This is a genomic window from Streptomyces apricus, from assembly GCF_008369065.1.
GTDB lineage: Bacteria > Actinomycetota > Actinomycetes > Streptomycetales > Streptomycetaceae > Streptomyces > Streptomyces apricus.
In genome coordinates, this window is the sequence record NZ_VDFC01000046.1 from 1276431 (window position 1) to 1302851 (window position 26421).

The window sequence follows — 26421 nt, forward strand, 5'->3', positions numbered from 1 at the left end:
GTCCAGATTCCCCCTCCCACCCACGCCACGGCGGTCCACACGCCCCGCGCGACCCAGGTGACGCCGGCCCATGTCCCGCGGGCGGCCCACGCGGCGCCGGCCCACAGCGTCCGGGCCAGCCAGGCGACGGCCCCTCCGGCCGGTGCGAGCAGGGTGCGGTGGAGCCAGCCGGCCGGGGCCAGCACCGAGATCCGCCACAGCCAGGCGCAGCCGGCCCCGATGCCCCGCAGCGTCCAGGCGCAGCCCGCGCCGATCCCCCGCAGCGTCCACACGATGCCGTGTCCGAGGGGCGTCAGCACCCGCGCGTACAGCCACACCGCGGGGACGACGAACAGCACGTACCCGAGCCGGCCCAGCAGCCACCCCACCGGCAGGACCATGTACCGCCACAGCCCGACCCACGGCCAGACAAACACCAGCTTGGCGAGCCAGGTCAGGGTCTGCCCGATGACCGTCGCGGCGCCCCGCACCAGCCACGCGAGGGCCCGACCGACGGGCACGAACACCCACTGCAGGGCGCGGCCCAGCGGCCGCAGCAGCGTGTCCGTGAGGAACCGGCCCCCGACGACCAGCGCGTCCCAGGCCATCCGCACCGGCACGACCAGCACGAACACCACGATCCGCACCGGGATGCGGAGGGCGACGACGAGGCACCCCTCCGGTGCGGCGTCCCGCTGCCGCGCGGGAACCGCGGGGGTCGTCCCGGGCGGCGCGGGCTGCGGTGCCTTCTCAAGGTCCATACACACCAGGACGCGTGAGCGGCCCTTACGGATGCAGCAGCAGGAGGTCGGCGAGTTCGCCGGGGTGGGTGATCATGCAGTCGTGGCCGCTGCGCAGTTCGTGGACTCGGGACGGTTCGCCGTTGGGCTGGGTCGGCGGGACGGGGCGCCGGGTGACGCCCGGCGGCTCGTCGCCGACGCAGAGGACGTGCGTCCTGGGGATCAGGGCCTGCGCGGGGTCGTCGAGTTCGACCGGCTGCTGGAAGCAGAGCACCGACTCGTCCGTGAGCATGGTCCTGAGCCAGGCGACGTCGTCGGGATCGGTGACGCCGAACAGGCCGTACGGCGCCGGGAGTTCCGGCAGCGGCGGAATGCGCCAGGGCTCGGCGGTGGCGGCGGCACCGTCGATCAGGGCCCGGGTGAGGGGCATGACGTCGACGGCGCTCTCCCCGTGCACCGGCACCATCGCGTCGACGTACACCAGGCGCGCGACGCGCTTCGGGATGCGGTTCGCCACGCCGGAGACGACCATCCCCGCGTAGCTGTGCCCGACGAGCACGACGTCGTCCAGGTCCTGGTCGAGGACGAGGTCCACGACGTCGTCGATGTGAGTGGTGAGGCCGATCCGGGGGCCGAGCAGGTGGGCCTTGTCCCCGTGGCCGCTGAGGGACGGGGCGAGGACCCGGTGACCGGCGGCGGTGAGCAGCGCGGCGACGCGGCTCCAGACCCGTCCGTCGTGCCAGGCGCCGTGGACGAGGACATAGGTGTGCTGGGTGCGAGAGGGCATGGCTCATCCCGGGAGGGTGCGAGGGGTCTGCCGACCGGGGCGGTCAGCCGCGCGTACGCGCGTCCCGGTGGGCGCTGGATGTCTTCGACCCTAGGGAGCCGTCGGGTACCGCCGGGTACCCATCGCCCCACGAGCCCGAGGAGCCCGCAAAAGCCGCGGGACGGCAGCGCTTCCTAAGCACTGCCGTCCCACCGGATCGTCCGTCCGCCGAGGTCAGTGGACGTGCCCGCCCGCCACCGGTGTCTTCACGGTCAGCGGCAGCAGCTTCTTGCCGGTCGGACCGACCTGGATCTCGGTCTGCATGGCCGGGCGTATGGACACACTCCGAAAACCAGCTCTACCGTCGTAGGCATGAGGACACGTACGCGCAGGCGCACCGCAGCCGAGCAGAAGCAGTACTCCGTCGAGGCCGAGTGGACCAAGGCGGATCTCGCACTCTTGAAAGAGCTGAAGCGGGCGGAAGCGCTACTGCCCGAAGACGCCCCGCGGGCTCTCTTATCGGTCCGCCTGTCAGTACTGACGGACGACACCACATCGCCGGCACGGCAGGAGTTGGACCTCCGCATCCTGGCGAGGGAACGAGGGTGCCGAGTCGTCGGCGTCGCGTCGGACCTGAACGTCTCAGCAACGAAGGTTCCGCCATGGAAGAGGAAGGAGCTCGGGGACTGGCTGAACAACCGCTCCCCCGAGTTCGACGAGCTCCTGTTCTGGAAGCTCGACCGCTTCGTGCGCAGGCTCTCCGACCTCTCGACGATGATCGAGTGGAGCCTGAAGCGCGGTAAGAACCTCGTCTCGAAGAACGACAGCCTTGATCTCACGACCACGGCGGGGAAGATCATGGTCACGATCATCGGCGGCATCGCCGAGATCGAGGCGGCCAACACCTCCACCCGGGTCATGAGTCTCTGGGACTACGCGAAGTCTCAAGAAGATTGGATCATCGGCAAACCTGCATTCGGCTACGTCACGGATGAGGACGACACGGGGAAGCTCGTCCTCGTCATCGATCCCGAAGCGCACAAGGCACTGCACTGGGCCCGACGCATGGCGATCCGAGGACACTCCGCCCGGTTCATGGTGCGCTGCCTGAAACGGTCCGGCCTCATGAGTCAGGGGCTCACCGTCTCGACACTCCTCCGTAGGCTCAGGAACCCCGCGCTCCTCGGCTACCGAGTGGAAGAGGACAAGCAGGGAGGGCAACGGCGTTCGAAGACGATCCTCGGCAAGGACGGCAGGCCGATCATGGTCGCTCCCCCGATCTTCACCGAGGAGGAGTTCGAGACGCTCGGCGCCGCTCTCGACCGGCGCAAGAAGAACCAGCCCCCGCGTCGAGTCGGCGGAGCGACTCAGTTCCTCGGCGTCCTTCTGTGCGCCGACTGCAAGACGAACATGACCGTGCAGATCACGAACAACAAGTTCGGGAACTACCAGTACCTACGGTGCCGCAGTTGCAAGAGCGGCGGACTCGGCGCCCCGAACCCCCAGCAGGTCTACGAGCGGCTCGTCGAGGATGCGCTCAGGGTCCTCGGGGACTTCCCCGTACAGGTGCGCCAGTACGCGGAGGGTGCCGAGGTACGACGGGAGATCAAGCGTCTTCAGGAGTCCATCGCCCTCTACATGAAGGAGCTGGAACCCGGAGGCCGGTACACCAAGACCAGGTTCACGAAGGAGCAGGCGGAGGCGACGCTCGACAAGCTCATCGAGGAGCTGGAAGCCATCGATCCCGACACCGCCCAGGACCGATGGGTCAACGTCCACGGCGGGAAGACCTTCCGCGAGCACTGGCACGAGGGTGGGATGGAAGCCATGGCCGCGGACCTGTACCGAGTCGGCATCCGATGCGAGGTCACCCGCACGAAGGTGCCGGGAGTACGAGCCCCGAAGGTACGCCTGCGGCTGCTGATCCCGAAGGACGTACGCGAGCGGCTCGTGATCCGAGAGGACGATTTCGCGCAAGCGCTCTGACGCCGGCCGCGCGTGAACGCAGCTGCCTCCATGACGAGTAGACGGAGGCGGCTGCGTATGTCATCCGAACCACGCCGCAGCGTCGAACGGCTCCTCCGTACCGTCTTCATCCACGATCACGATCTCACTTTCGATCAAGCTCGGGGCATCGTCGTCCTTCGTCTCACGCTCGGGCAGAGGAGTCATCGACTCCGCCCCCTTCACGCCTCGCTTCTGTGCCGAACTGCCGGGACACTGCCAGGTCGTCGGCCACCCCGGCCGCGATCAGAGCGGCCCCGAGGGTGTGGCCGGAGCCGACGTAGCGCCAGTAGGCAGCAGTGACCGTGCCGGGCAAGGCTTCATGACCTATGTGTTCGGCTCGATCGGCGCGTAGGGCCCGGTAGGTCGTCGAGTAGGCGCGGGACTTGGTCAAGATGTGACCGCGGTAGCCGAGGGTGTGTGCCCAGGTCCGTAAATGGAGAGGCTCGAACTCGGGCAGGCCGCCGAGATGCCAGCACGTATGCATGAGCCGCCGAACGTGACTGGATACGCGAGCGGCCCTGACGTCGTCCCGACTTGTGAGCCGGTAGTCCGTGCCGGCGCCTGTCTCGCTCGCTCCCTTGGTGACGTATTTGGCGACGTAGGCAGCCACTGCGTCGTCATCCGGTCCGGGACCGTCGGCGCGTAGCGGTCGAGCGTCGACCTGGGCACCCCAACGCAGTGCGAGTTCCCCGACGGCCGGGCTGTAGCGAGTGCGGACCACGACCCGACTCGCGGAGACGCGCACCGCATCGGTCAGTCGGGCGACTGTGCCCCAGACCGGAGGTTCGTCGGTCGGTCCGTCCGGGCCGTCGAGGCGGACGACGGCATGTACGTGGACGGCTCCACGCTTCTGGTACTCGGCGACGCGAGCGAAGGACAGCCAGGCGTGCTCGGCGAAGCGGGACTGCACGAGGCCCGCAGAAGACGCGAGGTGTCGGCGTACGCCGATGACGAAGCGGTCCCACAGCATGCCCACGTGCGCATGCCAGAGCACGTGAGCTGTGTAGTCGTAGCAGTCGGGGCAGAGAGGTCGGCCGACGAGGGAAGCGTCCGCGCCATGGACTGCGCCACAGCCGAGCGGACGACCGTGCTCGCAGCTACCGCGGTCCCGCCGAGGGTGGCAGCGATCGTCTCCGGCACGGTGGACGGGACCGAAGGACGGTGCTGTCAGCGTGACGAAGAGTCGGGGTCGATGGCGAACCGCGTCGGGAACGTTCTTGCCGCCGATCAGACCCGCGCGGACGAGGTGGAAGGTGTCGCCCGCGTGGAGGCGGGAGCACGGGGCGCAGACGGTGGCGCGTCTGTTGCGGCAGCGGACGGAGAGCCGCTCCCCCGGCTCGTCGCGGGTGTCGTAGTGGCGCAGGATCTCGCCGGTCGCGCCGTTCAGGGTGGTGGTCGAGCCGGAGAGATGGACGGGGTGGGCGCAGCCGCCCGTGGCCGTGATCTGTTCCATCCAGCGCGCGAACTGGGGATCTTGGGCGATGCGGATTGCGTCGCGGTCGACTTCAGGTAGCTGACACAGGCGCGCCGCGCGGTCGAGGGCGGCGCGCCTGTCAGCCGAGGCGTTCTCGGGTGTGATGGTGGTGACCTTCCGGGGTGGGCCGCCGAAGCGGCACGGGTAGTGGTGGGTGGCGCGCAGTCGCTCATGTGGATCACTCCTATGGGTGGTCGGGTGGGAAGCAGGGATTCAGCGGATGGTCCCGGTGCCCCGGCAGACGCGGCAACGGCGCAGTCGTCCGGTCCAGGTCCTGCGGGCCCCGTCCCCCTTGCAGTGGGGGCACCTCACGCGAGGCATAGGCATGGCGGTGGGTCCTTTCTGCTCAGGTGTGGGAGAAGCCGCTGATGACCCAGGTGACGAGGCCGTGGACGGTGAAGACCACGGGGGTCTGGCCGAGATAGACGCCGAAGAGGCCGACGCAGACCGCTTCCCAGGCGCGGACGTCACGGGAGCGGACGAGGAGAACGGTGATGATCCCGAAGATCACCGCGAACGTGAACGCTGTTCCTTCGCTGATCACTTGTCGTCTCCTTCCAGGGCCACGAGGGCGCGGCGGATGGCGGGCATGTCCGGGGCGAGCGCGGAGTGCCGCTGTGCCGCCGCGATGGCCTCTTCGGTGGTCGTCAGGTGCGAGCGGGCACGGCTCCAACCGCCGTCCGGCCCGGTGCACACGGCCACGCCCCGTTCCTGGGCGGTGATCGACTGAGCGACGGTCACCGCGTCCTTGTTGAGGTCGCCCAAGGTCATCTCTGCCGTACCGGGGTCGTTGACCCGGTGGCAGATCCGGCCGCCGAGCTGGGCACGCAGTGCGGTGACGCCGGGTCCGAGGTCGGAGCCGACCCGTTGGCCGGCGACGACCAGGTGCAGGCCGAGCGCGGCGCCGAGCTGGGCCAGGCGCAGGAGGAGGACGGAGCACTGTTCGGCTTCTGCTCTGCTCTCGCGGGTGCCGTCCGACAGGTACAGTTCCGCGATCTCGTCGACGATCACGACGACCGGTACCGGCCGCAGCTTGTCGGGGAGCTCCCAGATGGAGCGTGCTGCCGCTATACGGCACTCGTTCATACGGTCCTGCATGTCGACGACGAGCGCGGTCAGGATCGCGACCGCTTCGCGTCGGCACGTCGCCAGTGCACTCAGCCGGTTGGCGAACAGACCCAGTTCCATGCCGCCCTTGCAGTCGATACCGACCAGGGCGACGGGTTGCGGGGCGAGCTGGGTGATGAGCCGGGCCAGCAGGGTGGACTTGCCGGAGCGAGTGGCGCCCGCGATGAGCCAGTGCGGGATGAGCCGTAGATCCATCACCCACGCGCCGCCGCTCTCCAGTGCGCCGATGAGCGCGGACAGCAGCGCGGCGGGAGCCGTTGCCAGGCCGGGCCGCAGGAGCGGATCGGTGGCCGTTGCCGTCAGCAGTACGAGCCCGCGTTCCGGCGAGGTGACGCGCACGGCGTGCACCTTCCACGCGTGGACGAAGGCGTCCGCCGCCTTCAGGTACGTCGCCGGGGTCTGGCCCGCGTGCAGGCGCGCCACCACGGTCAGACCCAGGCGGGTAGGGCGCGGGAAGGAGATCCGCGGAGCCACCGGCCGCAGCGGATCACCCTTGACCACCAGGTCCCCGAGCAGCCCGCGCGGCGGACGACGGGAGACGGAGAGGTCGTTGAGCATGGCGACCTTGCGCCAGGTGAACAGCACCCGGCACGTGGTGGCCGGGTAGCCGGTGAGGTACCAGTGCCAGGCCGGACAATGCCGGCGCAGCAGGTCACCGCCGCCGAGCACCCAGGCCAGCACGATGAGCCCGAGAGCAAGCGTGATCAAAGCGCTCATCACGCACCACCGGTCTTTAACGCCGTGCCCTGTACGGGCGTGATGGCGTCCGCACGGAAGCTGATCCCGTGCCGGTCGCCCATAGCCCAGGCGAACGCCACCAGTCCGGTGACCCTGAGGATCTGTCCCTCCTCGATGCCTTTCGGTTCACCGCTCACCGCGATCTCGATCACGGAAATACGTCGCCGGTCCTGGCGCACCGTGACGGCCACGGTGTAGATCGTCTGACCGTCGCGGTCCTTCTTCACCTCCTGTGTCTCGGGGTTGCTGATCTTCGCTTCGGGCGCAATGGCGCACCGCAGTACGCCAAGTCGCGCCGTGTCCACGGGAATGGACTGCATTGCATGGCCTCCCTGGCCAGTCAGGACGCCTGACATATTCAGACGTCACTTGTCCTTACGAGTGATGACTATGGAGTGCTGTACGGCGAGGGTGCAACTACTTATGCTGACGAGTGATGTCGCGCGTGCGACGTGCCTACGACCTCAACCCGAAGGTGCTGAGATGACGGAGATCCAACGCCCCGGCGCCCTGTACCAGCAGGTTGCCGCCGCCATCAGGGAGGCGATCCTGTCAGGCGAGTTCGCCCCCGACTCCCTGTTGCCGTCCGAGGCTCAGCTCATGGCCCGCTACCAGGTCTCGCGTCCCACCGTCCGCAACGCCGTTGCGGCCCTGCGCGCCGAAGGACTCATCGACGTACGTCACGGCAAAGGCAGCTTCGTACGTTCCGACGGCCAACCCGTGCTCACCATCGAGCGCCGCATCAGCCGCACGTCCGACGGCCAGTTCGTCATGCCCAGCGGCGACGTCTGGACCGAAGCCGAGCAGCCGAGCACTTACCGCACGCGCACGAGCAAGATCACGGGCCACTTCCTCGCACTGGACGAGGAGGAAGCGCTGTTCGCATGCGACCGCCTGCTCACCGATCCCGAGACCGGCACCCGCGCGATGCACCGCACACTGATCCCCTTCGAGGTCGCCGAAGGCATCCCGTCGCTCGCGCAGGAGCCTGGCAAGGCGCCGACCGAGGTCTACCGCACACTCACCCAGGACGGGCACAAACTGTGGTGGTCGGAGACCGTTCGCGCCCGCATGCCACTGCCCGACGAGCGGACCACGCTCCAACTCCCGGACGCGACGCCGATCCTGCATCTGTCCCGTGTCACGCACGGCGCCGACGACCGTCCGCTGATCCTCGAAGAGCTCCGCGTCGGTGCGGACCGTGCCGAAGTCGCTTACCGGATCACCGCCGACAAGCAGACCACCCGACGGCGCCCGGCGTGATCGGCAGCGGCCATCGGTCGAAACCTTCTTCACTTCCTCAAGGGCGCGCCTGCGGCGCGCCGGGCAGCCCGGCCGCCCCGGCCGGGCATGCGGCGTGTCCGCCGGTCCCGTCCGGTCGCCCGACTGCCCACACCGCAGTACGCCAGAGGCCGTGAAGCATCGACTCGCCGAGCTGGGCCGGAGCCCGTGTGGCTGGGGGTCGCCGGCCTCCGAGACTTTAGGCAGCTCCCATGGGGCGAGCCTCGAAGACCAGGGGGCCGATCGGGCACACCAGCGGGCAGGTCCAGTACCTGCCCGATCCGCCGGGCGAGCGTAAGGCCCCCTGGTCACTCGCCCCATGGCAGCTACCGCCCAAAGTCTCTGCGGCCGACGACGTGCCCACGCGCGCCGTTCATCCGGGACGATGCGCCTCATGCTGCACCACCGTCGCCGCCGCCGAGCGTCTCTAGGAGACCGGCGAGTCTCTCCGCGGCATCCGGTCGGCCGGCGACCCGTACGACCCCCCGACCGTCGCCGTTCGTCGAGGCCACGGCCCGGACGTCCGACATCTCGAAACCAGAGCCCAAGAGCGCTCGATTCAGCCGGTCGGCAGCCTCCCGCGCGTCACGCCAGCCTGCCAGGTAATCGACACCCGGCACCCATGAACCGCAGTCCGCTCCCTCAACGTCGAGCCCATCACTCAGCCAGTCCTCACCCGCGCCGGTCACCTTGCCCACCCCTGCCCTGATCTAGGTAATGGATCGTCAACTTCCTTTGGCCCAGGGCAGAACGCAGAGCAACGGCCCCGGTACCATCAGGCACCGGGGACCGCTGCGTCCCCTCCCGGACCACCCCGGTTGCTGGCAGGCGCGGGGGTGGTCCGGTCTCGGTATGAGGTTGTGAAGCGCGGTCCCCTGAGCCGGGCGGGGAACCCGGCGGATCGGAGAGCAGGGAACCGCGCCCCTTTGGCCAGAGAGGTCAGACTCCGGCCGGTGTCCGAACCGCCACCCACTCCCGATCGCGAGGGAGTGAAACAAGTGGTGACGGCCCGGAGATCATCGATCCGGTCTGTCCGTGTCTCCGCCAGCAAGGTCGAAGCGGCACCAGACCGTCTTGCCGCCTCGATCCTCCGGCGTCCACCACACCGCCACCGCGAGACGCTGAACGATCAGCAGCCCACGCCCCCTGTCAGGCAACACCGCTTCGGAGAGCTCCCCCATCAGCCCCGGAGAGAACGCCTCACCCACAGGGAGCACAGGAGGCGTCGAGTCCTCGTCGGCCACACCGACGAACAGCCACTTCGGCCACAGCTTGAAGGTCACATCGACACGTCGCGCGCGACCGGGCTCCGCCAGATGACGATCCGGGACCGCATGATTGATTACGTTCCCGACCAGCTCCGAGACGGCCAGCCGAACATCGTCCACGACGTCATCCACGCCGGCACCGTGCAAGAACGCTGCCGTCATGTGGCGCGCCACCCGCACTGTGTCGGGAAACTCGGCAAAGAGCGTCAGTGCCAGAAAGCGGCCGGTGGAGGACGGATCCGGCATCACGTACCAGTGAGCGAAGGCGTCCACCTCACGTGCCAGGCGCTCAGCTTTTCTGGTATCCATCCGGTCCCCTTCCGAAGGCCTCGAAGGCCCTGCGGCACCTCTTGCTGTTGGCAAGCCAGTACACGACGCGAAGGGCGCAGCCGGGAGTGTCCATCAGGGGGTTCACGTGAACACCGCTATAGGCAATGGGGGTTCACGGATGAACCCCCTCAGAACAAGACTGCTGTGACAGGATGGACACTCGCCGTCATTCTCGGGCTGGGCAGGGGAGCATGAGCCGAGAGCCGAACGCGCAGTTGGCCGCCGTCATGGACGAAGCGAAGGTCTCGAACAAGGGCCTCGCCAGGCGGATGCGGGATGCTGCCGCGCAACGCGGCACAGGATTGGGAACAACGCACGTTTCCGTCCAGCGATGGCGCAACGGCGGCGGCATCACCCCGCAGGCAGCGGCGATCATGGCCGAGGTACTCGGCAGCAAGCTGGGCCGCCGACTCACACCCGGAGATCTCGGATTCTTCGACCACGCCCAGCCGACAACCCCGCAGCCGATCGGCTACCCCAGCACCGTCCCCGACGTACTCACTCTGTTGGACGGACTCGCCGAAGAACGCTCTGAGACTCCGTCCCCTGACCCATTGACCATCGCGGACGCCGACCTCAACTCCGCAGTCCTGTCATGGATGATCGCCCGCCCCGATGGCGTCCAGGCCGACAGACCAGTTCACCAACGCGTCGGCATGCGCGACGTGCGCGCGATCCGGGACGCAAGCAGCATGTTCATGCAGCTGGACTTCAAGTACGGCGGAGGCCACGGCCACAAGGCACTGCGCCACTACTTCCGCCACGAAGTCCTGCCGCTACTGGACGCCAGCTACAGCGAAAAGGTCGGCAATGCACTGTTCGGTGCCGCCGCCGAGGTCTCCCAGTTACTCGCGTGGACCGCCTACGACACCGGAAACCACCGGCTCGCCCACCGCTACCTGACCTCCACACTGCGCCTGTCGCAGGTCATCGACGACCGCATGTTCGGCGCCCGCATCCTCGGCAACCTCAGCCACCAGGCCAACTACCTCGGTAACCACGCCCAAGCCATCCAGCTCTCGCGCGCTGCCGTCGAGGGGGCCAAGGGCCGAGCCACACCACGCGCCATGGCCTTGAACTCAGCTATGGAGGCTCGCGCACTGTCCAATGCCGGCGACCCGATCGGGGCAGGCCGCGCCATGAACGAGGCGGAACGCCACTTCGAGCGCGCGGGCACGGGCGAAGACCCCGAGTGGCTTGGATACTTCGACTCCGCGGAACTCACGGGCGAAATCTGCCACTGCTTCCGTGACCTCAAGATGCGCCGGGAGTCGGTCGAGGCCGCACAGCGAGCAGTCGACGCGACCGACCCGAAGTACGCCCGCACTCTGGGCTTCTGCCGCATGGTGCTCGCCCAAAGCCACTTGCTGAACGGTGAACTAGAGGCCGCCGTGACCACTGCCAGTCTGGCCGTGGACGGTGGCGACAGCCTCCAGTCCTCCCGCTTCCTGCGCTACGTGACCGACTTCCAGGCGGAGGTGAGCACCCACGCGAGCAACCCGACCGTGGCCGCCTTCAACGACCAGGTGCACAACGCACTCGCCCGCCTGGAGGACGACGAGTAGGGACTACCAGGGCCGCCAGTCCCGCGGCTCATCGTCGTTGCGCAGACCCGCAATGCGCCGGCGGTACTCAGCGGCCGTCTTCTCGTCTTCCTGCACGTTCTGCATCAGCCACGTCGTCATGCCGAACTCTTGAAGGCCACGCAGCGTCTCGTACCCAGGCCAGTCGTACAGGTCCCGCCCGTACGCAGCCACGAAGTCGCCGTACTCCTCGTCGGTCTGCCAGCCAAGACTGTGATGCTCCACGGCCGTGACCATCAGATCCCACTCAGGGTGATCGAAGCAGAAGGCCTCGAAGTCGATCAGGATCACCTTCCCCTGATCGTCCACCATGAGGTTCTGCACGTGAGCGTCCCCGTGGACGGGCCCCTTGGGCGTCTCGAACCGTAGCTCCGCGTACTTGCCCTGCAACTCCCGCCACCGCTTCCGCAGGAAGACCTTGTCATCCTCCGGTACGACAGCCCGGTTCATCCGCAGCTCTTGCTTGTCGAAGGGTGCGAACGAGGGCAGCTCCAACCCGGCCGGCACCGTCAACGAGTGCAGATCCCGCAGGATGCCACCCAGCTCCCCATACGTCGCCTTCCGATCACCCTCAACGATCAGATGCCAGAACGTCACCGGGTGCCCGTCGATCAGGAGCGGCTGCTCAAGATCCTCAACGATACGAACGGCAGGGAACCCCTCCCCGGTCAGCCACCGCGAGACAGCCACCTCGACACGCGCTTTCGGCAACCACTCCTCCCCGCGAGCCACGCGCACGATCACCGGTGCCGAAGCCAACCGAAACAACGCGTTCTCCCCGAGGCGGATCAACTCCGCGTCTCTGTCGTCGAGCCCCGCAGCCTGACACGCAGCAGTCATCACCCTCGTAGCTCCCGCTGAGGTGAACCCCTCTTCCGACCGAGCAGCGTCAACCGCCATGCCCGTACCAGCTCCTTTAATCGCGCGCGATCAACCAACGCACGCCCATGGGTGACCAACCCAGCGCGCACCGGACACGGCTCCGACCGTACAGATCCCCCACACTCAAGACGAGGGCGAGAGCCCCGTAAGCCACTTCATCCGCCGATCTGAGAGTACGAACGCGACTCAAGGCGAGAGCGCCCCATCTCCACGAGTCTTCAAGTAACCACAACAAGGCTAACGGAGGAATGATATGATCCAAAAAATTTGAATTTCCACCAGCTCGAAGAGGTTAAAATTGCGAATCTTACTAAATATTAAATCCCAAGACGCCAATGACTCGACCTCTCTTTTCCGTTGGCTCAATAATGATCCCGATGTCTATCCACACTGCGATCTCCGTCCCATACCGAAGGACTCAGATCCGGGGACTATGGGGATCGACGCGCAAGCAGTAGAGGCCATCTTTTCGGGCGTATTGAATCTTGCATCTTTAATAGTAGCAATTGCCAGCTGGAAGAGTTCGCGACCCGCAAATCCCGACGTAATAATTAACGTAGGAGATCGCTCCATCACCCTCACCGGAAGCAGCCACGAAGAGATTGCCCGGGTGACTTCCCTGCTAGCATTAGAGGGCAACACAGATTCCTCCGGTCAACAGCCCCAGGAATGAAGGTACTGTAAATGCAGCTGTCTGATCCCGCCACGTCAGAAGCCGTACTTATCGGAAATTATTCTTACACTCAAATGGAGGATCTCCCTGCCGTTAGCAATAATGTAGAAAGACTTGCAGAGCTTCTTTGCGACTCAAAATATTGGGGACTGCCATCCAAAAACTGCACAAAAGTGGCTCAAGCATCCCGGGATGACATACTAGATTCGGTCCATAAGGCCACAGTTAAAGCTGTTGATACGCTGATATTCTATTTCGCTGGCCACGGCCTCATTCACCCAACCACTGGAGAGCTTTATCTCGGCGTCGCAGAGGCAGCCCCGGGTTTACTTTTCAAGGCGCTGCGCTACGGTGATGTGCGAGACTTAATTCTAGGCGAGGGATCCGGGCCAAGAATTAAGGCGCGAAAAAAGGTAGTCATTCTTGATTGCTGTTGGAGCGGCCTAGCGCTTGACGGTGGCATGTCGGCTGGCGATCGTGCAGGTCAGCTCACTAATATTGCTGGAACCTATATCCTTACCGCTACTGCGGAAACAAAGCAGGCACTAGCCCCTCCAGGAGAGCGCTATACGGCCTTCACTGGAGAGCTCATCTCGGTGATCGAAGAGGGAATTATTGGTGCATCCGAATTAATTTCGATGGCCTCCCTTTACGACGAAACATACACTCGACTTACTTCGAGATCTCTTCCTGAGCCACAACAGCGCAATCGAAATAACTCGGGATTCATTTCCATATTTCGCAATATAGCCCATAGGGACGGATTGCCATCCCCGGGAAGGGTCAGCGAACAAAACCAAGCACTTCAGTCGACTCCAACTAATCCGGCCCGCGAAGATCTAATGAATGGCTCAGCGTTTGAAGTGAGCTATGGCCTTGCCAGGTCTTCGGGGACGTTTAGTTCCGTTGATCAATTACTTGCGGATTCCAACTTTCCTCATGCGATTAATGAAGACACAGGAAAGGTCCATGATGACGAAAAGCTCAAGTCCTTGGCTTGGTCCCTACATGCACGCTCACGCGATCTCGCTGAAGCTAATCAGCAGCAACAAGCTATGGCCACCGCCCAAGAAGCTCTAGAAATCCATCGGAACCTAGCTAACCGAGACCCCGACACACACCTCGAAGGACTGGCCGACTACCTCGAAAGCCACGTCTACCAACTTCAGGATTTCAAGCAACGAAAAGCCGCCATCGCAGCATCACAAGAAGCTCTAGAAATTCGCCGCCGCCTAGCTAAGATCAATCCGGAAAAGCATCTCGAATCTTTGGCCAGATCCCTGGACTTCCATTCTCGAAACCTTGCTGATGCAAGTCAAAGAGACGCTGCTATGGCCACCGCCCAAGAAGCTCTAGAAATCCATCGGAACCTAGCTAACCGAGACCCCGACACACACCTCGAAGGACTGGCCGACTACCTCGAAAGCCACGTCTACCAACTCAAGGAGATGGGACTTAAACAAGAAGCTTTGGCTGTCTCAGAAGAGGCAATTTCAATTCGGCGAAGATTGGCAAGATAGAGACAGAGCGCAGTCAAAGTGCATTTGATGAGAGCTCGATCTAGGTACTTGAATTAAACTTCACGAAAGCCGAGGAGTTGCCCTGAGCAACCGGCGAGGGGGCCGTTCTGAACGGTAAGCGCAGGGGATCTTATTCATGATTGCTACATGGAGCGTACGGTCACTGCATTGCTTTTCATTTCACGAGATAACAACACCGGGAATAAGTGCTACCAACCCGGAAACGAAGCTGCCTGCTGCTGCAAGTGTCACAAGAACGGCCTTGCCGTCGGAGAACAGTCCCGAGCAGAACGCGCGCACTTGCCGTCGGAGGAACAGCATCTTGAGCTTCTGCCAGCGGTGTTGACGGATGTGGCAACCCATGAGGAGGCCAGTCGCGTTGTTGCGGCAACCATCGGTCCGTCCCCTAGTCGGAGCCCCACAGGTCACCGGGGCCTGGAAGAAGGACCAGAGGAGCACCGCGACGGACAAAACTATGATCACCGCTGGACCTGCTGCTTTATTGATCCACGCAGCGATGAGAAGGGCGCCGGCCAGGACACCCCACCAGTGCCCCAGACCGCCCAGCAGACTACTTTTCGCCCCCGAAGTCGCCATGCTTGTAATCGTGGCGATCAGTAAGACCAATCATGCCGTGTGCGGATGGTATGACCGAAAATGAGCTCAGGACGGCTGACGCTTGCTCTGGGGTGGCCCACCTGAACGAGATCAATCTCGCTGCCAGAAGACGCTCTACGAGCCAAGGACAGTTGATCGGGCAACAGCCACTGTGTGTGCCCGTCTCCTGAGCCATCATCGCTTCAGACCCACTCCACCTCAGAGTGGATAGCCGTAGAGCCTCCAGGAGGCGGCAGGGGCGTTCTCTGCGCCTCCCCCGCGATCTCCTGTCGTCCGTCTCTAGCACTTAGCGCCCCTAGGACGGCAGCAAGCTCTTCCTCGCTGCCGTCCCCCAGCGCCTCCACCACGCGCCGCAGCGCCGCCTCACCCACCTCAGTGGGTGTGGCCGCCGGTGGAGGCAGCCGCGTCCTTCTTGACCGTCAGCGGGAGGAGCTTCTTGCCGGTCGGGCCCGTTTGTGGCCATGTGTCGAACTGCGGGCACACGCCGCAGTCGAAGCACGGGGTCCAGCGGCAGTCGTCGACCTCCGTCTCGTCGAGCGCGTCCTGCCAGTCCTCCCAGAGCCAGTCCTTGTCCAGGCCCGAGTCCAGGTGGTCCCAGGGCAGGACCTCCTCGTAGGTGCGCTCGCGGGTGGTGTACCAGTCGACGTCCAGGCCGAAGGCGGGGAGCGTCTTGTCGGCGCAGCGCATCCAGCGGTCGTACGAGAAGTACTCGCGCCAGCCGTCGAAGCGGCCGCCGTCCTCGTAGACGGCGCGGATGACGGAGCCGATGCGGCGGTCGCCGCGGGAGAGGAGGCCCTCGACGATGCCGGGCTTGCCGTCGTGGTAGCGGAAGCCGATGGAGCGGCCGTACTTCTTGTCGCCGCGGATCTTGTCGCGCAGCTTGGTGAGGCGCGCGTCCGTCTCCTCGGCGGAGAGCTGCGGGGCCCACTGGAACGGCGTGTGGGGCTTGGGGACGAAGCCGCCGATGGACACCGTGCAGCGGATGTCGTTCTGGCCGGAGACCTTGCGGCCCTCGGCGATCACGTTCATCGCCATGTCGGCGATCTGCAGGACGTCCTCGTCCGTCTCGGTCGGCAGGCCGCACATGAAGTACAGCTTCACCTGGCGCCAGCCGTTGCCGTACGCCGTGGAGACGGTCCGGATCAGGTCCTCCTCCGAGACCATCTTGTTGATGACCTTGCGCATGCGCTCGGAGCCGCCCTCGGGGGCGAAGGTGAGCCCGGAGCGGCGGCCGTTGCGGGTCAGCTCGTTCGCCAGGTCCACGTTGAAGGCGTCGACGCGGGTGGAGGGCAGCGACAGGCCGACCTTGTCCTCCTCGTACCGGTCCGCCAGGCCCTTGGCGATGTCGGCGATCTCCGAGTGGTCCGCCGAGGACAGGGAGAGCAGGCCCACCTCCTCGAAGCCGGTGGCCTTGAGGCCCTTCTCGACCATGTCGCCGATGCCCGTGATGGAGCGCTCGCGGACCGGGCGGGTGATCATGCCCGCCTGGCAGAAGCGGCAGCCGCGGGTGCAGCCGCGGAAGATCTCCACCGACATGCGCTCGTGGACGGTCTCCGCGAGCGGCACGAGGGGCTGCTTCGGGTAGGGCCACTCGTCGAGGTCCATGACCGTGTGCTTGGACACGCGCCACGGCACCCCGGACCTGTTGGGGACCACGCGGGCGATGCGGCCGTCGGCGAGGTACTCCACGTCGTAGAACGCCGGGATGTAGACCGAGCCGGTCTTCGCGAGGCGGAGGAGGACCTCCTCGCGGCCGCCCGGCCGCCCCTCCGCCTTCCAGGCGCGGATGATCTCGGTCATGTCGAGCACGGCCTGCTCGCCGTCGCCGATGATCGCCGCGTCGATGAAGTCGGCGATCGGCTCGGGGTTGAAGGCGGCGTGGCCGCCGGCCAGCACGATCGGGTCGTCGAGGCCGCGGTCCTTCGACTCCAGCGGGATGCCGGCCAGGTCGAGGGCGGTCAGCATGTTCGTGTAGCCCAGCTCCGTGGAGAAGGACAGGCCGAACACGTCGAAGGCCTTCACCGGGCGGTGGGCGTCCACCGTGAACTGCGGGACGCCGTGCTCGCGCATCAGCGCCTCCAGGTCCGGCCAGACGCTGTACGTGCGCTCGGCCAGCACCCCCTCGCGCTCGTTGAGGACCTCGTAGAGGATCATGACGCCCTGGTTGGGCAGTCCGACCTCGTACGCGTCCGGGTACATGAGCGCCCAGCGGACGTCGCAGTCCTCCCAGGGCTTGACCGTGGAGTTGAGCTCTCCGCCGACGTACTGGATCGGCTTCTGCACGTGCGGGAGCAGAGCTTCGAGCTGTGGGAACACCGACGCAGCGGCTTCGGCAGGCATCTCGCGAACCTTCGTGGGCGACAGGGGGTGACTGTCAAGCGTAACGTGCCCGCGGGGGCGGGCCGTCCGGGCGGACGGCCCGCCGGACGTGCCGCACCCTGTCGTCATGTGCCTGCGGGTCCGTCGTGGCTTGTCGCGCAGTTCCCCGCGCCCCTGAAGGGGCGCTCCTAGGGGGCGGCCTTGATCGCACCCCATGCCTCCGGCAGGGCGGCCTCCACCTCGGCCGCGTTGCGTTCCTCCCGGCCGTACAGGACTCCGTACGTGAAGGCGTTCTCGCCCGCCGCGTGGGCCTGGGTCGCCAGGTCGCGCAGGGCCAGCCTGGCCATCACGCTGTCCTGGTGCTCGCCGAGCAGGCCCTGCAGGGACTTCATGTCGCCCACCAGGCCCTTCGCGGCCTTGCCGAGCAGGGGCGCGGCGAGTTCGGCCGCGTACCGCGTGCGCTTGGTCTTCTTGCGGGCCTCGTGGATCGCGAGGTCGCGGCCCTCCCCGGGCGGCAGCGCGACGGCCTGTCCGACCAGCCCCGACAGCTTGTCGACGTCCTTGCGCACCGCCTTCGCGATCGTCCGCTCCGTGGTGTCGGCGGCGGCCCTGCGCAGGGGCGGGGTGGCGAGCAGCGCGTCGAGGGAGACGAGGAGGTCCAGGTAGCGTCCGCCGTCCAGGACCGCGACCAGCCGGCGCCGGGAACCCGAGCGGCGGGCGTGCGCCCAGGTGCGCAGCCTGCCCCGGACGGGTCCGGCGAGCAGGGGGCGCGGCAGGGCGCCGAGGGCCGCCGTGAGCCGTTCGGTGAGGACCTCCTGGTCGCGGTCGACGCCCAGCTCCCCCGCCAGCCACTTCAGTTCGTCGCGGATCGGGTCGGTGACGGCCCGGTCCAGGACGTTGCCGTACGAACGGAAGGTGCTGCGCAGCCGGCGGGTGGCGACGCGCATGCTGTGCACGGCGTCGTGGACGTCGCGGCGGACGGCGGGGTCGAGTTCGACGATCGCGTCGCGCTGGGCGCGGACGTACGCGAGGACGTGGTCGCCCGCGGTGACGGGCGCCGCGGCCACGACGGCCTCCTTGCGCGGCCTGCGGCCGGTCTCGCTCAGCGCCCTGGCGAGCTTGGACGCCGACCCGGACCGGCGGACACCGGCCTTGCGCAGCTTCTTCTCGACCTTGTCGAGGAAGGCGGGGTCGCCGTCGTCCGCCAGCTCGACCTCGATCTCGGTCCACCGCGCGGTGCCGTCGCCGCCGCTGAGGCGTTCGGCCCGTACGCGGTCGACGCTGACCTCGGCGAGCAGTCCCCCGGACGCGTCGACGAGGTGGCGTACGTCCCGGGCGGAGAGCAGCCGCACGACGGGCACGAGGTCGGCGTCGCGCACCCGGGAGCGGACCAGGCCGGTGAGGGAGCGGGGCACGGTGTCGGACAGCGGGGCGCGGATCTCGTCCCGTACGCCGTCGGAGACGGGGAGTTTGAGGTGCCAGCCGGCGTCGTCGCCGCCGGTGCGGCGGCGCAGGGTGAGGGACGCGGCGGCCAGGCGCTGGTCGGCCGTGTCGTAGTAGACCGCGTCCAGTTCGGCGACGCCCTTGTCGACGACGGCCGCGACCCCCGGCACCCGGGTCAGGTCGGGCAGACCGGACAACCCCTCCGGCCCGCCCTCCGCATCGGCATCCGCATCGACTTCGACTTCGTACTTACGCTCGATCTCCCGCTTGATGTCCGCCATGCCCTGAATTTAGAGGCAGCACCCCGCCCCCCGTAAGGGCACGGACTCGTGCCCCGTAAGGGGCGCGGGGAACTGCGCGCTCAGCCACGACGAACCGGCACCCGAAAACCGGCCGCACCCCTCCGGATCCTGCCGAACCCCAGTGGAACGGCTACGCCGACATGGGCCGCTGCACCCTGATCGACTGCAGCAGTCCCACCGCCACCCACACCGCGAACATCGACGACCCCCCGTACGAGACGAAGGGCAGCGGGAGTCCCGCGACCGGCATGATGCCGAGGGTCATGCCGACGTTCTCGAAGGACTGGAAGGCGAACCAGGCGATGATCCCGGCGGCGACGATCGTGCCGTACAGCTCGGTCGTCTCGCGGGCGATCCGGCAGGCGCGCCACAGGACGACGCCGAGCAGGACCAGGATGAGCCCGGCGCCGACGAAGCCGAGCTCCTCGCCCGCGACCGTGAAGACGAAGTCGGTCTGCTGCTCGGGCACGAACTGGCCGGTGGTCTGCGAGCCCTTGCCGAGGCCGGTGCCGAACAGTCCGCCGGAGCCGATCGCGATGCGCGCCTGGTTGGTGTTGTAGCCGACGCCCGCCGGGTCCAGCGCGGGGTTGGCGAACGCGGCGAAGCGGGCGATCTGGTACTCGTCGAGGACCTTGAGCTGCCAGACCGCGACCGCGCCGAGCGCGCCGGCCCCGATCAGACCGAAGATCCAGCGGTTGGAGGCGCCGGAGGCGAGCAGCACGCCGAGCACGATGATGACCATGACCATGACCGAGCCGAGGTCGGGCATGAGCAGGACGACCAGTATCGGTACGACGGCCAGGCCCAGCGCCTGGACGACCGTGCGGTGGTCGGGGTGCGGCTTGTCGCCCGCGTCGACCCGGGCCGCGAGCAGCATCGCCATGCCCAGGATGATCGTGATCTTCACGAACTCGGAGGGCTGGAGCGAGAAGCCGCCGCCGATGACGATCCACGCGTGGGCGCCGTTGATGGTCGCGCCGAGCGGGGTCAGCACCAGCAGGACCAGGAAGACGCTGAGCCCGTAGAGGATCGGTACGGCCGTGCGCAGGGTGCGGTGGCCGAGCCAGACCGTGCCGATCATCAGGGCGAAGCCGATGCCGGTGTTGAGCAGGTGCCGGAACAGGAAGTAGTACGGGTCGCCCTGGTTGAGCTCGGTGCGGTTGCGGGTCGCCGAGTAGACGAGGGCCGCGCCGATGAAGGAGAGCGCGAGGGCCGAGAACAGTATCGGCCAGTCGAGCCTGCGGGCCAGCGAGTCGCGGGCGAACACCCGCGTCCAGCCCGCGCGTTCGGGTCCGTACCCGGAGACGGAGAAGCCGTTCGCGCCGGTCATGCGAGCGACCTCCGTCGCTTCCCCGGGCGCGCCGAGCGCCTTCGGGCGTCCCGGTTGCCGCCGGCGCCGCGGTTGACCGCGGTGGCGGCGGGGCCGTCGTACGCCACCTGCTGCTGCCCTTCCTCGGTGGCCTGCTCCTGCTTCTTGGGCGGGTAGACCTCGGCCTTGGGGGCGTCGATCGATCCGTCCTTCTCGATCTTCGGCAGGCTCTTCTGCGGGGTGGGGAGCAGTGCCTTCTTCTTGTCGATCTTGCCGTCCTCGGAGACCCCGTACAGCGCGTTGTAGATCTTGCGCACGGCGGGGGCCGAGGCGCCGGAGCCGGTACCACCCTGGGAGATGGTCATGACGACCGTGTACTCCTTGGTGTACGTGGTGAACCACGAGGTGGTCTGCTTGCCGTAGACCTCGGCCGTGCCCGTCTTGGCGTGCATCGGGATCTCGTCCTGTGGCCAGCCGCCGAACCGCCAGGCGGCCGATCCGCGGGTCGCGACCCCTTCGAGGGCACCGTCTATGGCGTCGCGGGTCGTCTTCGTCATCGGCAGCTTGCCGTGCGACTTCGGCTCGATCTCCTGGACGCTCTTGCCGTCCGCGCTGATGATCGCCTTGCCGACGGTCGGGTCGTAGAGCGTGCCGCCGTTGGCGATGGCCCCGTAGATCGTCGCCATCTGGATCGGGGTGACGAGGGTGTCGCCCTGGCCGATGGAGTAGTTGACGGAGTCACCGGCGCGCATCCTGTTGCCTTCGAGGCAGTTCTCGTACGCGATCTGCTGGGCGTACGAGCCGCCCTTCTTGCCGTACTTGCACCAGGCGTCCTTGTTGGCCTTCCAGTAGTCCTGCTTCCACTTGCGGTCGGGGACGCGGCCGGTGACCTCGTTGGGCAGGTCGATGCCGGTCTCCTTGCCGAGGCCGAACTGGTGGGCGGTCCGGTAGAACCAGTCCTTGGCGTTCTTCTTCGGCTTGATGCCGCCGTCCTTCTTCCACTGCTCGTGGGAGAGGCTGTAGAAGACGGTGTCGCAGGAGACCTCCAGGGCGCGGCCGAGGCTGATCGGGCCGTACCCCTTGGACTCGAAGTTCTTGAAGACCTGGCCGCCGATGGAGTACGAGGCGCCGCACTGGTAGGGGCCGTTGAAGGAGTAGCCGGCCTGTATGGCGGCGGCCGTCGAGATGACCTTGAAGACCGAGCCGGGGGCCGACTGGCCCTGGATGGCGCGGTTCAGCAGCGGGTAGTTGGACTCCTTGCCGGTGAGCCGGGTGTAGTCCTTGCCGGAGATGCCGCCGACCCAGGCGTTCGGGTCGTACGACGGGTTGGACGCCATCGACACGACGCGGCCGGTCTTGTTCTCCATGACGACCACGGCGCCGGAGTCGGCCTTGTACTTTTCGCCGGTGTTCTTGTCGAAGACGTCACGGGCGTCCTTCATCGCCTCGTTCAGCTCGTACTCGGCGACGCGCTGGACGCGGGAGTCGATGCTGGTGACGACGTTCGCGCCGGGCTGGGCCTCGTCGCTCTCGGCCTGGCCGATGACGCGGCCGAGGTTGTCGACCTCGTAGCGGGTGACGCCCGCCTTGCCGCGCAGCTGCTTGTCGTACTGACGCTCCAGGCCCGAGCGGCCCACCTGGTCGGAGCGCAGGTACGGCGAGTCGGTGTCCTCGGCCTTGGTGATCTCCTCGTCGGTGACGGGCGAGAGGTAGCCGAGGACCTGGGCGGTGTTGGCCCCGCCGGGGGCGGCGTAGCGGCGCACGGCCTGCGGTTCGGCGGAGATGCCGGGGAAGTCCTCGGCGCGCTCGCGGATCTGCAGGGCCTGCTTGGGCGTGGCCTCGTCGGTGATGGGGATGGGCTGGTAGGGCGAGCCGTTCCAGCAGGGCTGCGGGGTCTTCGCGTCGCAGAGGCGGACCTTGTCGAGCACCTCGGAGGCCTTCATGCCGAGGACGTCCGCGAGCTTGGTGAGGACGGCGTCCCCGTCGTCCTTCATCTTCAGCAGGTCGGTGCGGGACGCGGAGACCACGAGCCGGGTCTCGTTGTCGGCGATCGGCACCCCGCGGGCGTCCAGGATCGAGCCGCGCACGGCGGGGCTGACGACCTGCTGGACGTGGTTGCCGGAGGCCTCCTTGGCGTACTCGTCGCCGTTGCGGATCTGGAGGTACCAGAGCCGGCCGCCGAGCGTGCCGAGGAGGGACAGGACGAGGATCTGGATGACGACGAGCCGGATCTGGACCCGTGGGGTCCGGCCGGTCTCGGGAATGTTGGTCACTGCTCCCCCGCTGGTGCCGTGCGGTTCCTACGGTGTGCCGTCGTCATGCGGTTCCTGCGGTGCGCCGCCGTCATGCGTTGCGTACGGTGTGCCGTCGTCACAGCCGCTTGACCCCCTTGATGCGTCCCGCGCGGGCCACCCGGGCCTTCGCGGCCTTCACCCTCAGTCCGCCGCGCTGGCTGCCGATGCGCAGGCCCGTGCCGGAGCTGATCCAGCCGGCGGCGACGTCGGCGGACTTGCCGGCGCCGCCGGTCTCGGCGAGCGGGTCGTTCTCGGCGCGCCGGGCCAGGGCCATGATCCCGGGGACCACGAACGGGGCGAGCAGCAGGTCGTACAGGGCGGCGGTGAACAGCAGGTTGGTGAGGCCGACGTGGCGGGCGGCGGTGTCGCCGACGAGGGCGCCGACCCCGGCGTACAGGAGGGTGGAGCCGACCGCGGCGGCCACGACCACGGCCATGGGGCCGGTCGCGGACCGGAGCTGGCCGTTGTCCGGCTTTGCGAGTCCGGCGAGGTAGCCGATGACGCACAGCACGAGGGCGTAGCGCCCGGCGGCGTGGTCGGCGGGCGGGGCCAGGTCGGCGAGCAGGCCCGCGCCGAAGCCGACGAGGGCGCCGCCGACGTGGCCGTAGACCAGGGCGAGGCCGAGGACCGTGAGGAGCAGGAGGTCCGGCACGGCGCCCGGCAGGTGCAGCCGGGCGAGGACGCTGACCTGGAGCACCAGGGCGACGACCACCAGGGCCGTGGAGAGCAGCATTCGGTTGAAGCGCATGGGACGTCAGCTCCTACTGCTCTTGCTGCAGGCCGTCGGCGGGCGCGTCGGCCGAGGGCGTGACGGTGACGGTCACGGTCGGCCTGGGCGTGGGCTTGGGTTTGGGCGGCAGCACCTCGTCGCGCGGGTCCTTGCGGGGCGCCTGGACGACGACGCCGACGACGTCGAGCTTGGAGAAGGACACGAACGGCGTGACGTAGAGCGTGCGGGTCAGGTCGCCGCCGGAGGGGTCGACGCGGGAGACCAGGCCGACGGGGACGCCGGGCACGAAGGGCTTGTCGGCCTGGGAGCCGAAGGTGACCAGCCGGTCGCCCTTCTTGATCTTGGCCTTGCCGTTGAGCAGCTCCACGCGCAGCGGGCGGTCGCCCTGTCCGGAGGCGAAGCCGAGCTCGTCGCTGGACTCCATGCGCGTGCCGACCGTGAAGTCGGGGTCGTTGGCGAGCAGCACCGTGGCGGTGGAGGGGCCGACGGTGGTGACGCGTCCGACCAGTCCGTCCCCGTTGAGGACGGTCATGTCGCGCTTGATGCCGTCGTCGGCGCCGGCGTCGATGGTGACGGTCCAGGAGAAGCCCTGGGCCGCTCCTATCGCGATGACCTCGGCGCCCTTGATGCCGTACTGGCCGGCGCCCGCCGTCTTGAGCATCTTGTCGAGCTGCGCACCGCGGCTGCGGTTGCGGTCGTCGCTGCCGAGTTTCGCCTTCAGCTCGGCGTTCTCGCGTTCGAGTCGCGTGACGCGGTCGTGGCGTTCACCGGAGTCGCGCACGGCCTGGATCGCGTTGCCCACGGGGTCGACCGCGGTCGACATCCCGTCCTCGATCGGGCCGAAGACCGTGGCGGCGCCACGGCGGGCACCGTCGACCGGGGAGTCCTCACCCCCGCGGATGTCCACCGTGATCAAGGCGAACGCGATGGCGATCAGCAGCACCAGGAGCAGCCGGCTCTCTCGTGTGTCCCTCACGTGCGACGGCCGTGCCTTCCTCGTCGGAATTCGTGTATGGCTCACCCAACAGGGTCCCGAGGGTTCTGGAGAACTCCGGGGGACCCCTGAGGGCCCCGGATCGCCCGATCGGACGAACCCCGCGGACGGCCTGGGGGGAGCTTATGCCTCGATATCAACGATCCGCCGCACGAGAGGAGATCGTCTCGTACGGCGGAATCGAAGAGTTACCTCATCTGCGGGGCTGGGCGTCCAGCACCTGCTGGAGCGCCTCGAACTCCTCGACGCACTTGCCGGAGCCCAGCGCCACGCTGTCCAGCGGGTCCTCGGCGATGTGGATCGGCATGCCCGTCTCGCGGCGCAGCCGCTCGTCCAGGCCGCGCAGCAGGGCGCCGCCGCCGGTCAGCACGATGCCGCGGTCCATGACGTCGCCGGACAGCTCGGGCGGGCACTTGTCGAGGGTCGTCTTGACGGCGTCGACGATCGCGTTGACCGGTTCCTCGATCGCCTTGCGGACCTCGGCCGCCGAGATGACGACGGTCTTCGGGAGGCCGGAGACCAGGTCCCGGCCGCGGATCTCGGTGTGTTCGTCGTTGTCCAGGTCGTACGCGGAACCGATCGTGATCTTGATCTGCTCGGCCGTCCGCTCACCGAGGAGGAGCGAGTACTCCTTCTTGATGTGCTGGATGATCGCGTTGTCCAGCTCGTCGCCGGCCACGCGGATGGACTGTGCCGTGACGATTCCGCCGAGCGAGATGACCGCGACCTCGGTGGTGCCGCCGCCGATGTCCACCACCATGTTGCCCGTGGCCTCGTGGACCGGCAGGCCGGAGCCGATGGCCGCGGCCATGGGCTCCTCGATGATGTGCACCTGGCGGGCGCCGGCCTGGGACGACGCCTCGATGACGGCGCGGCGCTCGACGCCCGTGATGCCGGAGGGCACGCAGACGACGACGCGGGGACGGGCGAGGTAGCGCCGCTTGTGGATCTTCAGGATGAAGTAGCGGAGCATGCGCTCGGTGATCTCGAAGTCGGCGATGACGCCGTCCTTCAGCGGCCGCACGGCGACGATGTTGCCGGGCGTGCGCCCGATCATCTTCTTCGCCTCCGCGCCGACCGCGAGGATGCCACCGGTGTTGGTGTTGATCGCGACCACGGACGGCTCGTTGAGTACGATCCCGCGACCCCTGACGTACACCAGCGTGTTGGCGGTCCCGAGGTCGACAGCCATGTCACGGCCGATGAACGACATTGAGTTCCCCATCAGGATTCGTCTGGCCTTCCCAAGTGGAGCTTTTGATGGCTTTTTAGGACGGCGAGGGTGAGCGCTGTGACGTGAAGACTTCCATCGTAGTCTCGCCTGCACGAACACTGCGCGAGGGTCTTCGCCATTGTCACCAGATGACGTGGCGCCCCGCTCCTGGAGACGGGCGATCGGGGGAACCCGTTCCCCCGATCGCCACGTGCATGCCGGTGAGATCCACCATTGTGCGCAGACCGCAGGTCGGACGCCTACCGGTCTGACGGGGTGTCAGAAGATTTTCACGACCCCCACGCTCCGCACGGCCCCCGCGGGTCCCGCGGGCCCTACGCCAGACCGGGGAAGAAGATCTTCAGTTCGCGTGCGGAGGACTCCTCGGAGTCCGAGGCGTGGATCAGGTTCTCGCGGACGATCACACCGAAGTCACCGCGGATGGAGCCGGGTGCGGCGGCGATCGGGTCCGTCGGGCCCGCGAGCGCCCGTACGCCCTCGATGACGCGCTCGCCCTCGACGACCAGCGCCACGACCGGGCCGGAGGCCATGAAGCCCATCAGCGGCTCGTAGAAGGGCTTGCCCTTGTGCTCGCCGTAGTGCTGCTCCAGCGTCTCCTGGTCCAGCGTGCGCAGCTCCAGCGCGACGATCTGCCAGCCGGCCTTGCGCTCGATACGGCTGATGATCTCGCCGGTCAGGCCACGACGGACCGCGTCGGGCTTGAGAAGGACGAGGGTGCGCTGGCTCACGGTGGTGGCTCCTTCAGGTCACAGATGTGCGGATGACGAGGCTACAGGGCGTGTCCGGACCCACGTCACGCAGTGTCAGGT

Annotated in this window: 22 protein-coding genes and 1 pseudogene; 5 read left to right on the forward strand and 18 right to left on the reverse strand. The window is 67.2% G+C overall.

Annotated elements, in window-relative coordinates:
- Window positions 1–740, reverse strand: a pseudogene (locus tag FGF04_RS25890) (hypothetical protein); the annotation flags it as partial.
- A gap of 25 nt (window positions 741–765) precedes the next feature.
- Window positions 766–1506 (reverse strand): alpha/beta fold hydrolase, encoded by a 741-nt coding sequence (locus FGF04_RS25895; protein WP_149513638.1) that lies wholly within the window; start codon window positions 1504–1506, stop codon window positions 766–768.
- Window positions 1507–1857: 351 nt separating this feature from the next.
- Between FGF04_RS25895 and FGF04_RS25900 the strand changes: the two genes are divergently transcribed.
- Window positions 1858–3471, forward strand: coding sequence for a recombinase family protein (locus FGF04_RS25900; RefSeq protein ID WP_149513639.1), 1614 nt, complete (start codon window positions 1858–1860; stop codon window positions 3469–3471).
- A 163-nt stretch (window positions 3472–3634) separates the two neighbouring features.
- On the opposite strand, the gene FGF04_RS25905 is transcribed toward FGF04_RS25900, so the two are convergent.
- From FGF04_RS25905 to FGF04_RS25920, 4 genes are all read right to left on the reverse strand, one after another.
- Window positions 3635–4945: a replication initiator gene (locus FGF04_RS25905; protein ID WP_235882490.1), complete on the reverse strand. Its 1311-nt coding sequence runs from the start codon at window positions 4943–4945 to the stop codon at window positions 3635–3637.
- A gap of 367 nt (window positions 4946–5312) precedes the next feature.
- On the reverse strand, window positions 5313–5510 hold the full coding sequence (locus FGF04_RS25910; RefSeq protein WP_149513641.1) for a hypothetical protein: 198 nt from the start codon (window positions 5508–5510) through the stop codon (window positions 5313–5315).
- A complete protein-coding gene (locus FGF04_RS25915; RefSeq protein ID WP_149513642.1) occupies window positions 5507–6811 on the reverse strand; it encodes an FtsK/SpoIIIE domain-containing protein in 1305 nt (434 codons plus the stop codon). The genes FGF04_RS25910 and FGF04_RS25915 overlap by 4 nt, the downstream gene beginning before the upstream one ends.
- Window positions 6811–7152 (reverse strand): SCO3933 family regulatory protein, encoded by a 342-nt coding sequence (locus FGF04_RS25920; protein WP_149513643.1) that lies wholly within the window; start codon window positions 7150–7152, stop codon window positions 6811–6813. The genes FGF04_RS25915 and FGF04_RS25920 overlap by 1 nt, the downstream gene beginning before the upstream one ends.
- A 163-nt stretch (window positions 7153–7315) precedes the next feature.
- Between FGF04_RS25920 and FGF04_RS25925 the strand changes: the two genes are divergently transcribed.
- Window positions 7316–8095 (forward strand): GntR family transcriptional regulator, encoded by a 780-nt coding sequence (locus FGF04_RS25925; protein ID WP_149513861.1) that lies wholly within the window; start codon window positions 7316–7318, stop codon window positions 8093–8095.
- Window positions 8096–8505: 410 nt separating this feature from the next.
- On the opposite strand, the gene FGF04_RS25930 is transcribed toward FGF04_RS25925, so the two are convergent.
- Both FGF04_RS25930 and FGF04_RS25935 read right to left on the reverse strand, forming a co-directional pair.
- Window positions 8506–8811, reverse strand: a complete 306-nt coding sequence (locus tag FGF04_RS25930) for a hypothetical protein (protein WP_188114227.1) — start codon at window positions 8809–8811, stop codon at window positions 8506–8508.
- A 318-nt stretch (window positions 8812–9129) separates the two neighbouring features.
- Window positions 9130–9690, reverse strand: a complete 561-nt coding sequence (locus tag FGF04_RS25935; protein ID WP_149513644.1) for an ATP-binding protein — start codon at window positions 9688–9690, stop codon at window positions 9130–9132.
- 212 nt (window positions 9691–9902) lie between these two features.
- On the opposite strand from FGF04_RS25935, the gene FGF04_RS25940 reads away from it, so the two are divergent.
- Window positions 9903–11276, forward strand: coding sequence for a sporulation protein (locus FGF04_RS25940; RefSeq protein WP_149513645.1), 1374 nt, complete (start codon window positions 9903–9905; stop codon window positions 11274–11276).
- A gap of 3 nt (window positions 11277–11279) precedes the next feature.
- On the opposite strand, the gene FGF04_RS25945 is transcribed toward FGF04_RS25940, so the two are convergent.
- On the reverse strand, window positions 11280–12194 hold the full coding sequence (locus FGF04_RS25945; protein WP_149513646.1) for an aminoglycoside phosphotransferase family protein: 915 nt from the start codon (window positions 12192–12194) through the stop codon (window positions 11280–11282).
- Between the two features lie 280 nt (window positions 12195–12474).
- Here FGF04_RS25945 and FGF04_RS42105 point away from each other — a divergent pair, with 280 nt between their 5' ends.
- Entirely contained in the window at window positions 12475–12849 is a 375-nt protein-coding gene (locus FGF04_RS42105) for an effector-associated constant component EACC1 (RefSeq protein WP_223146402.1), read from the forward strand.
- Between the two features lie 11 nt (window positions 12850–12860).
- The gene (locus FGF04_RS25950; RefSeq protein WP_149513647.1) at window positions 12861–14369 is read left to right on the forward strand and encodes a caspase family protein; all 1509 of its coding nucleotides are present in this window, start codon (window positions 12861–12863) and stop codon (window positions 14367–14369) included.
- Window positions 14370–14549: 180 nt separating this feature from the next.
- Here FGF04_RS25950 and FGF04_RS25955 read toward each other — a convergent pair whose 3' ends face one another.
- From FGF04_RS25955 to ndk, 9 genes are all read right to left on the reverse strand, one after another.
- Window positions 14550–14966, reverse strand: a complete 417-nt coding sequence (locus tag FGF04_RS25955; RefSeq protein WP_149513648.1) for a hypothetical protein — start codon at window positions 14964–14966, stop codon at window positions 14550–14552.
- A gap of 393 nt (window positions 14967–15359) precedes the next feature.
- Window positions 15360–17327 (reverse strand): TIGR03960 family B12-binding radical SAM protein, encoded by a 1968-nt coding sequence (locus FGF04_RS25960; RefSeq protein ID WP_149513649.1) that lies wholly within the window; start codon window positions 17325–17327, stop codon window positions 15360–15362.
- 167 nt (window positions 17328–17494) lie between these two features.
- Window positions 17495–19030 carry a CYTH and CHAD domain-containing protein gene (locus tag FGF04_RS25965; protein ID WP_149513650.1) on the reverse strand — a complete coding sequence of 512 codons (1536 nt, stop codon included), beginning with the start codon at window positions 19028–19030 and terminating at the stop codon, window positions 17495–17497.
- 151 nt (window positions 19031–19181) lie between these two features.
- Window positions 19182–20381 carry a rod shape-determining protein RodA gene (gene rodA, locus FGF04_RS25970; RefSeq protein ID WP_149513651.1) on the reverse strand — a complete coding sequence of 400 codons (1200 nt, stop codon included), beginning with the start codon at window positions 20379–20381 and terminating at the stop codon, window positions 19182–19184.
- A complete protein-coding gene (gene mrdA / locus FGF04_RS25975) occupies window positions 20378–22633 on the reverse strand; it encodes a penicillin-binding protein 2 (RefSeq protein ID WP_149513652.1) in 2256 nt (751 codons plus the stop codon). Before mrdA ends, rodA begins: the two co-directional genes overlap by 4 nt.
- A gap of 97 nt (window positions 22634–22730) precedes the next feature.
- A complete protein-coding gene (gene mreD / locus FGF04_RS25980) occupies window positions 22731–23402 on the reverse strand; it encodes a rod shape-determining protein MreD (protein WP_149513653.1) in 672 nt (223 codons plus the stop codon).
- 13 nt (window positions 23403–23415) lie between these two features.
- The gene (gene mreC / locus FGF04_RS25985) at window positions 23416–24360 is read right to left on the reverse strand and encodes a rod shape-determining protein MreC (protein ID WP_149513654.1); all 945 of its coding nucleotides are present in this window, start codon (window positions 24358–24360) and stop codon (window positions 23416–23418) included.
- Window positions 24361–24571: 211 nt separating this feature from the next.
- Entirely contained in the window at window positions 24572–25591 is a 1020-nt protein-coding gene (locus tag FGF04_RS25990; protein WP_037747701.1) for a rod shape-determining protein, read from the reverse strand.
- A gap of 335 nt (window positions 25592–25926) precedes the next feature.
- Window positions 25927–26340, reverse strand: coding sequence for a nucleoside-diphosphate kinase (ndk, locus tag FGF04_RS25995; RefSeq protein ID WP_149513655.1), 414 nt, complete (start codon window positions 26338–26340; stop codon window positions 25927–25929).
- Window positions 26341–26421: the final 81 nt, after the last annotated feature.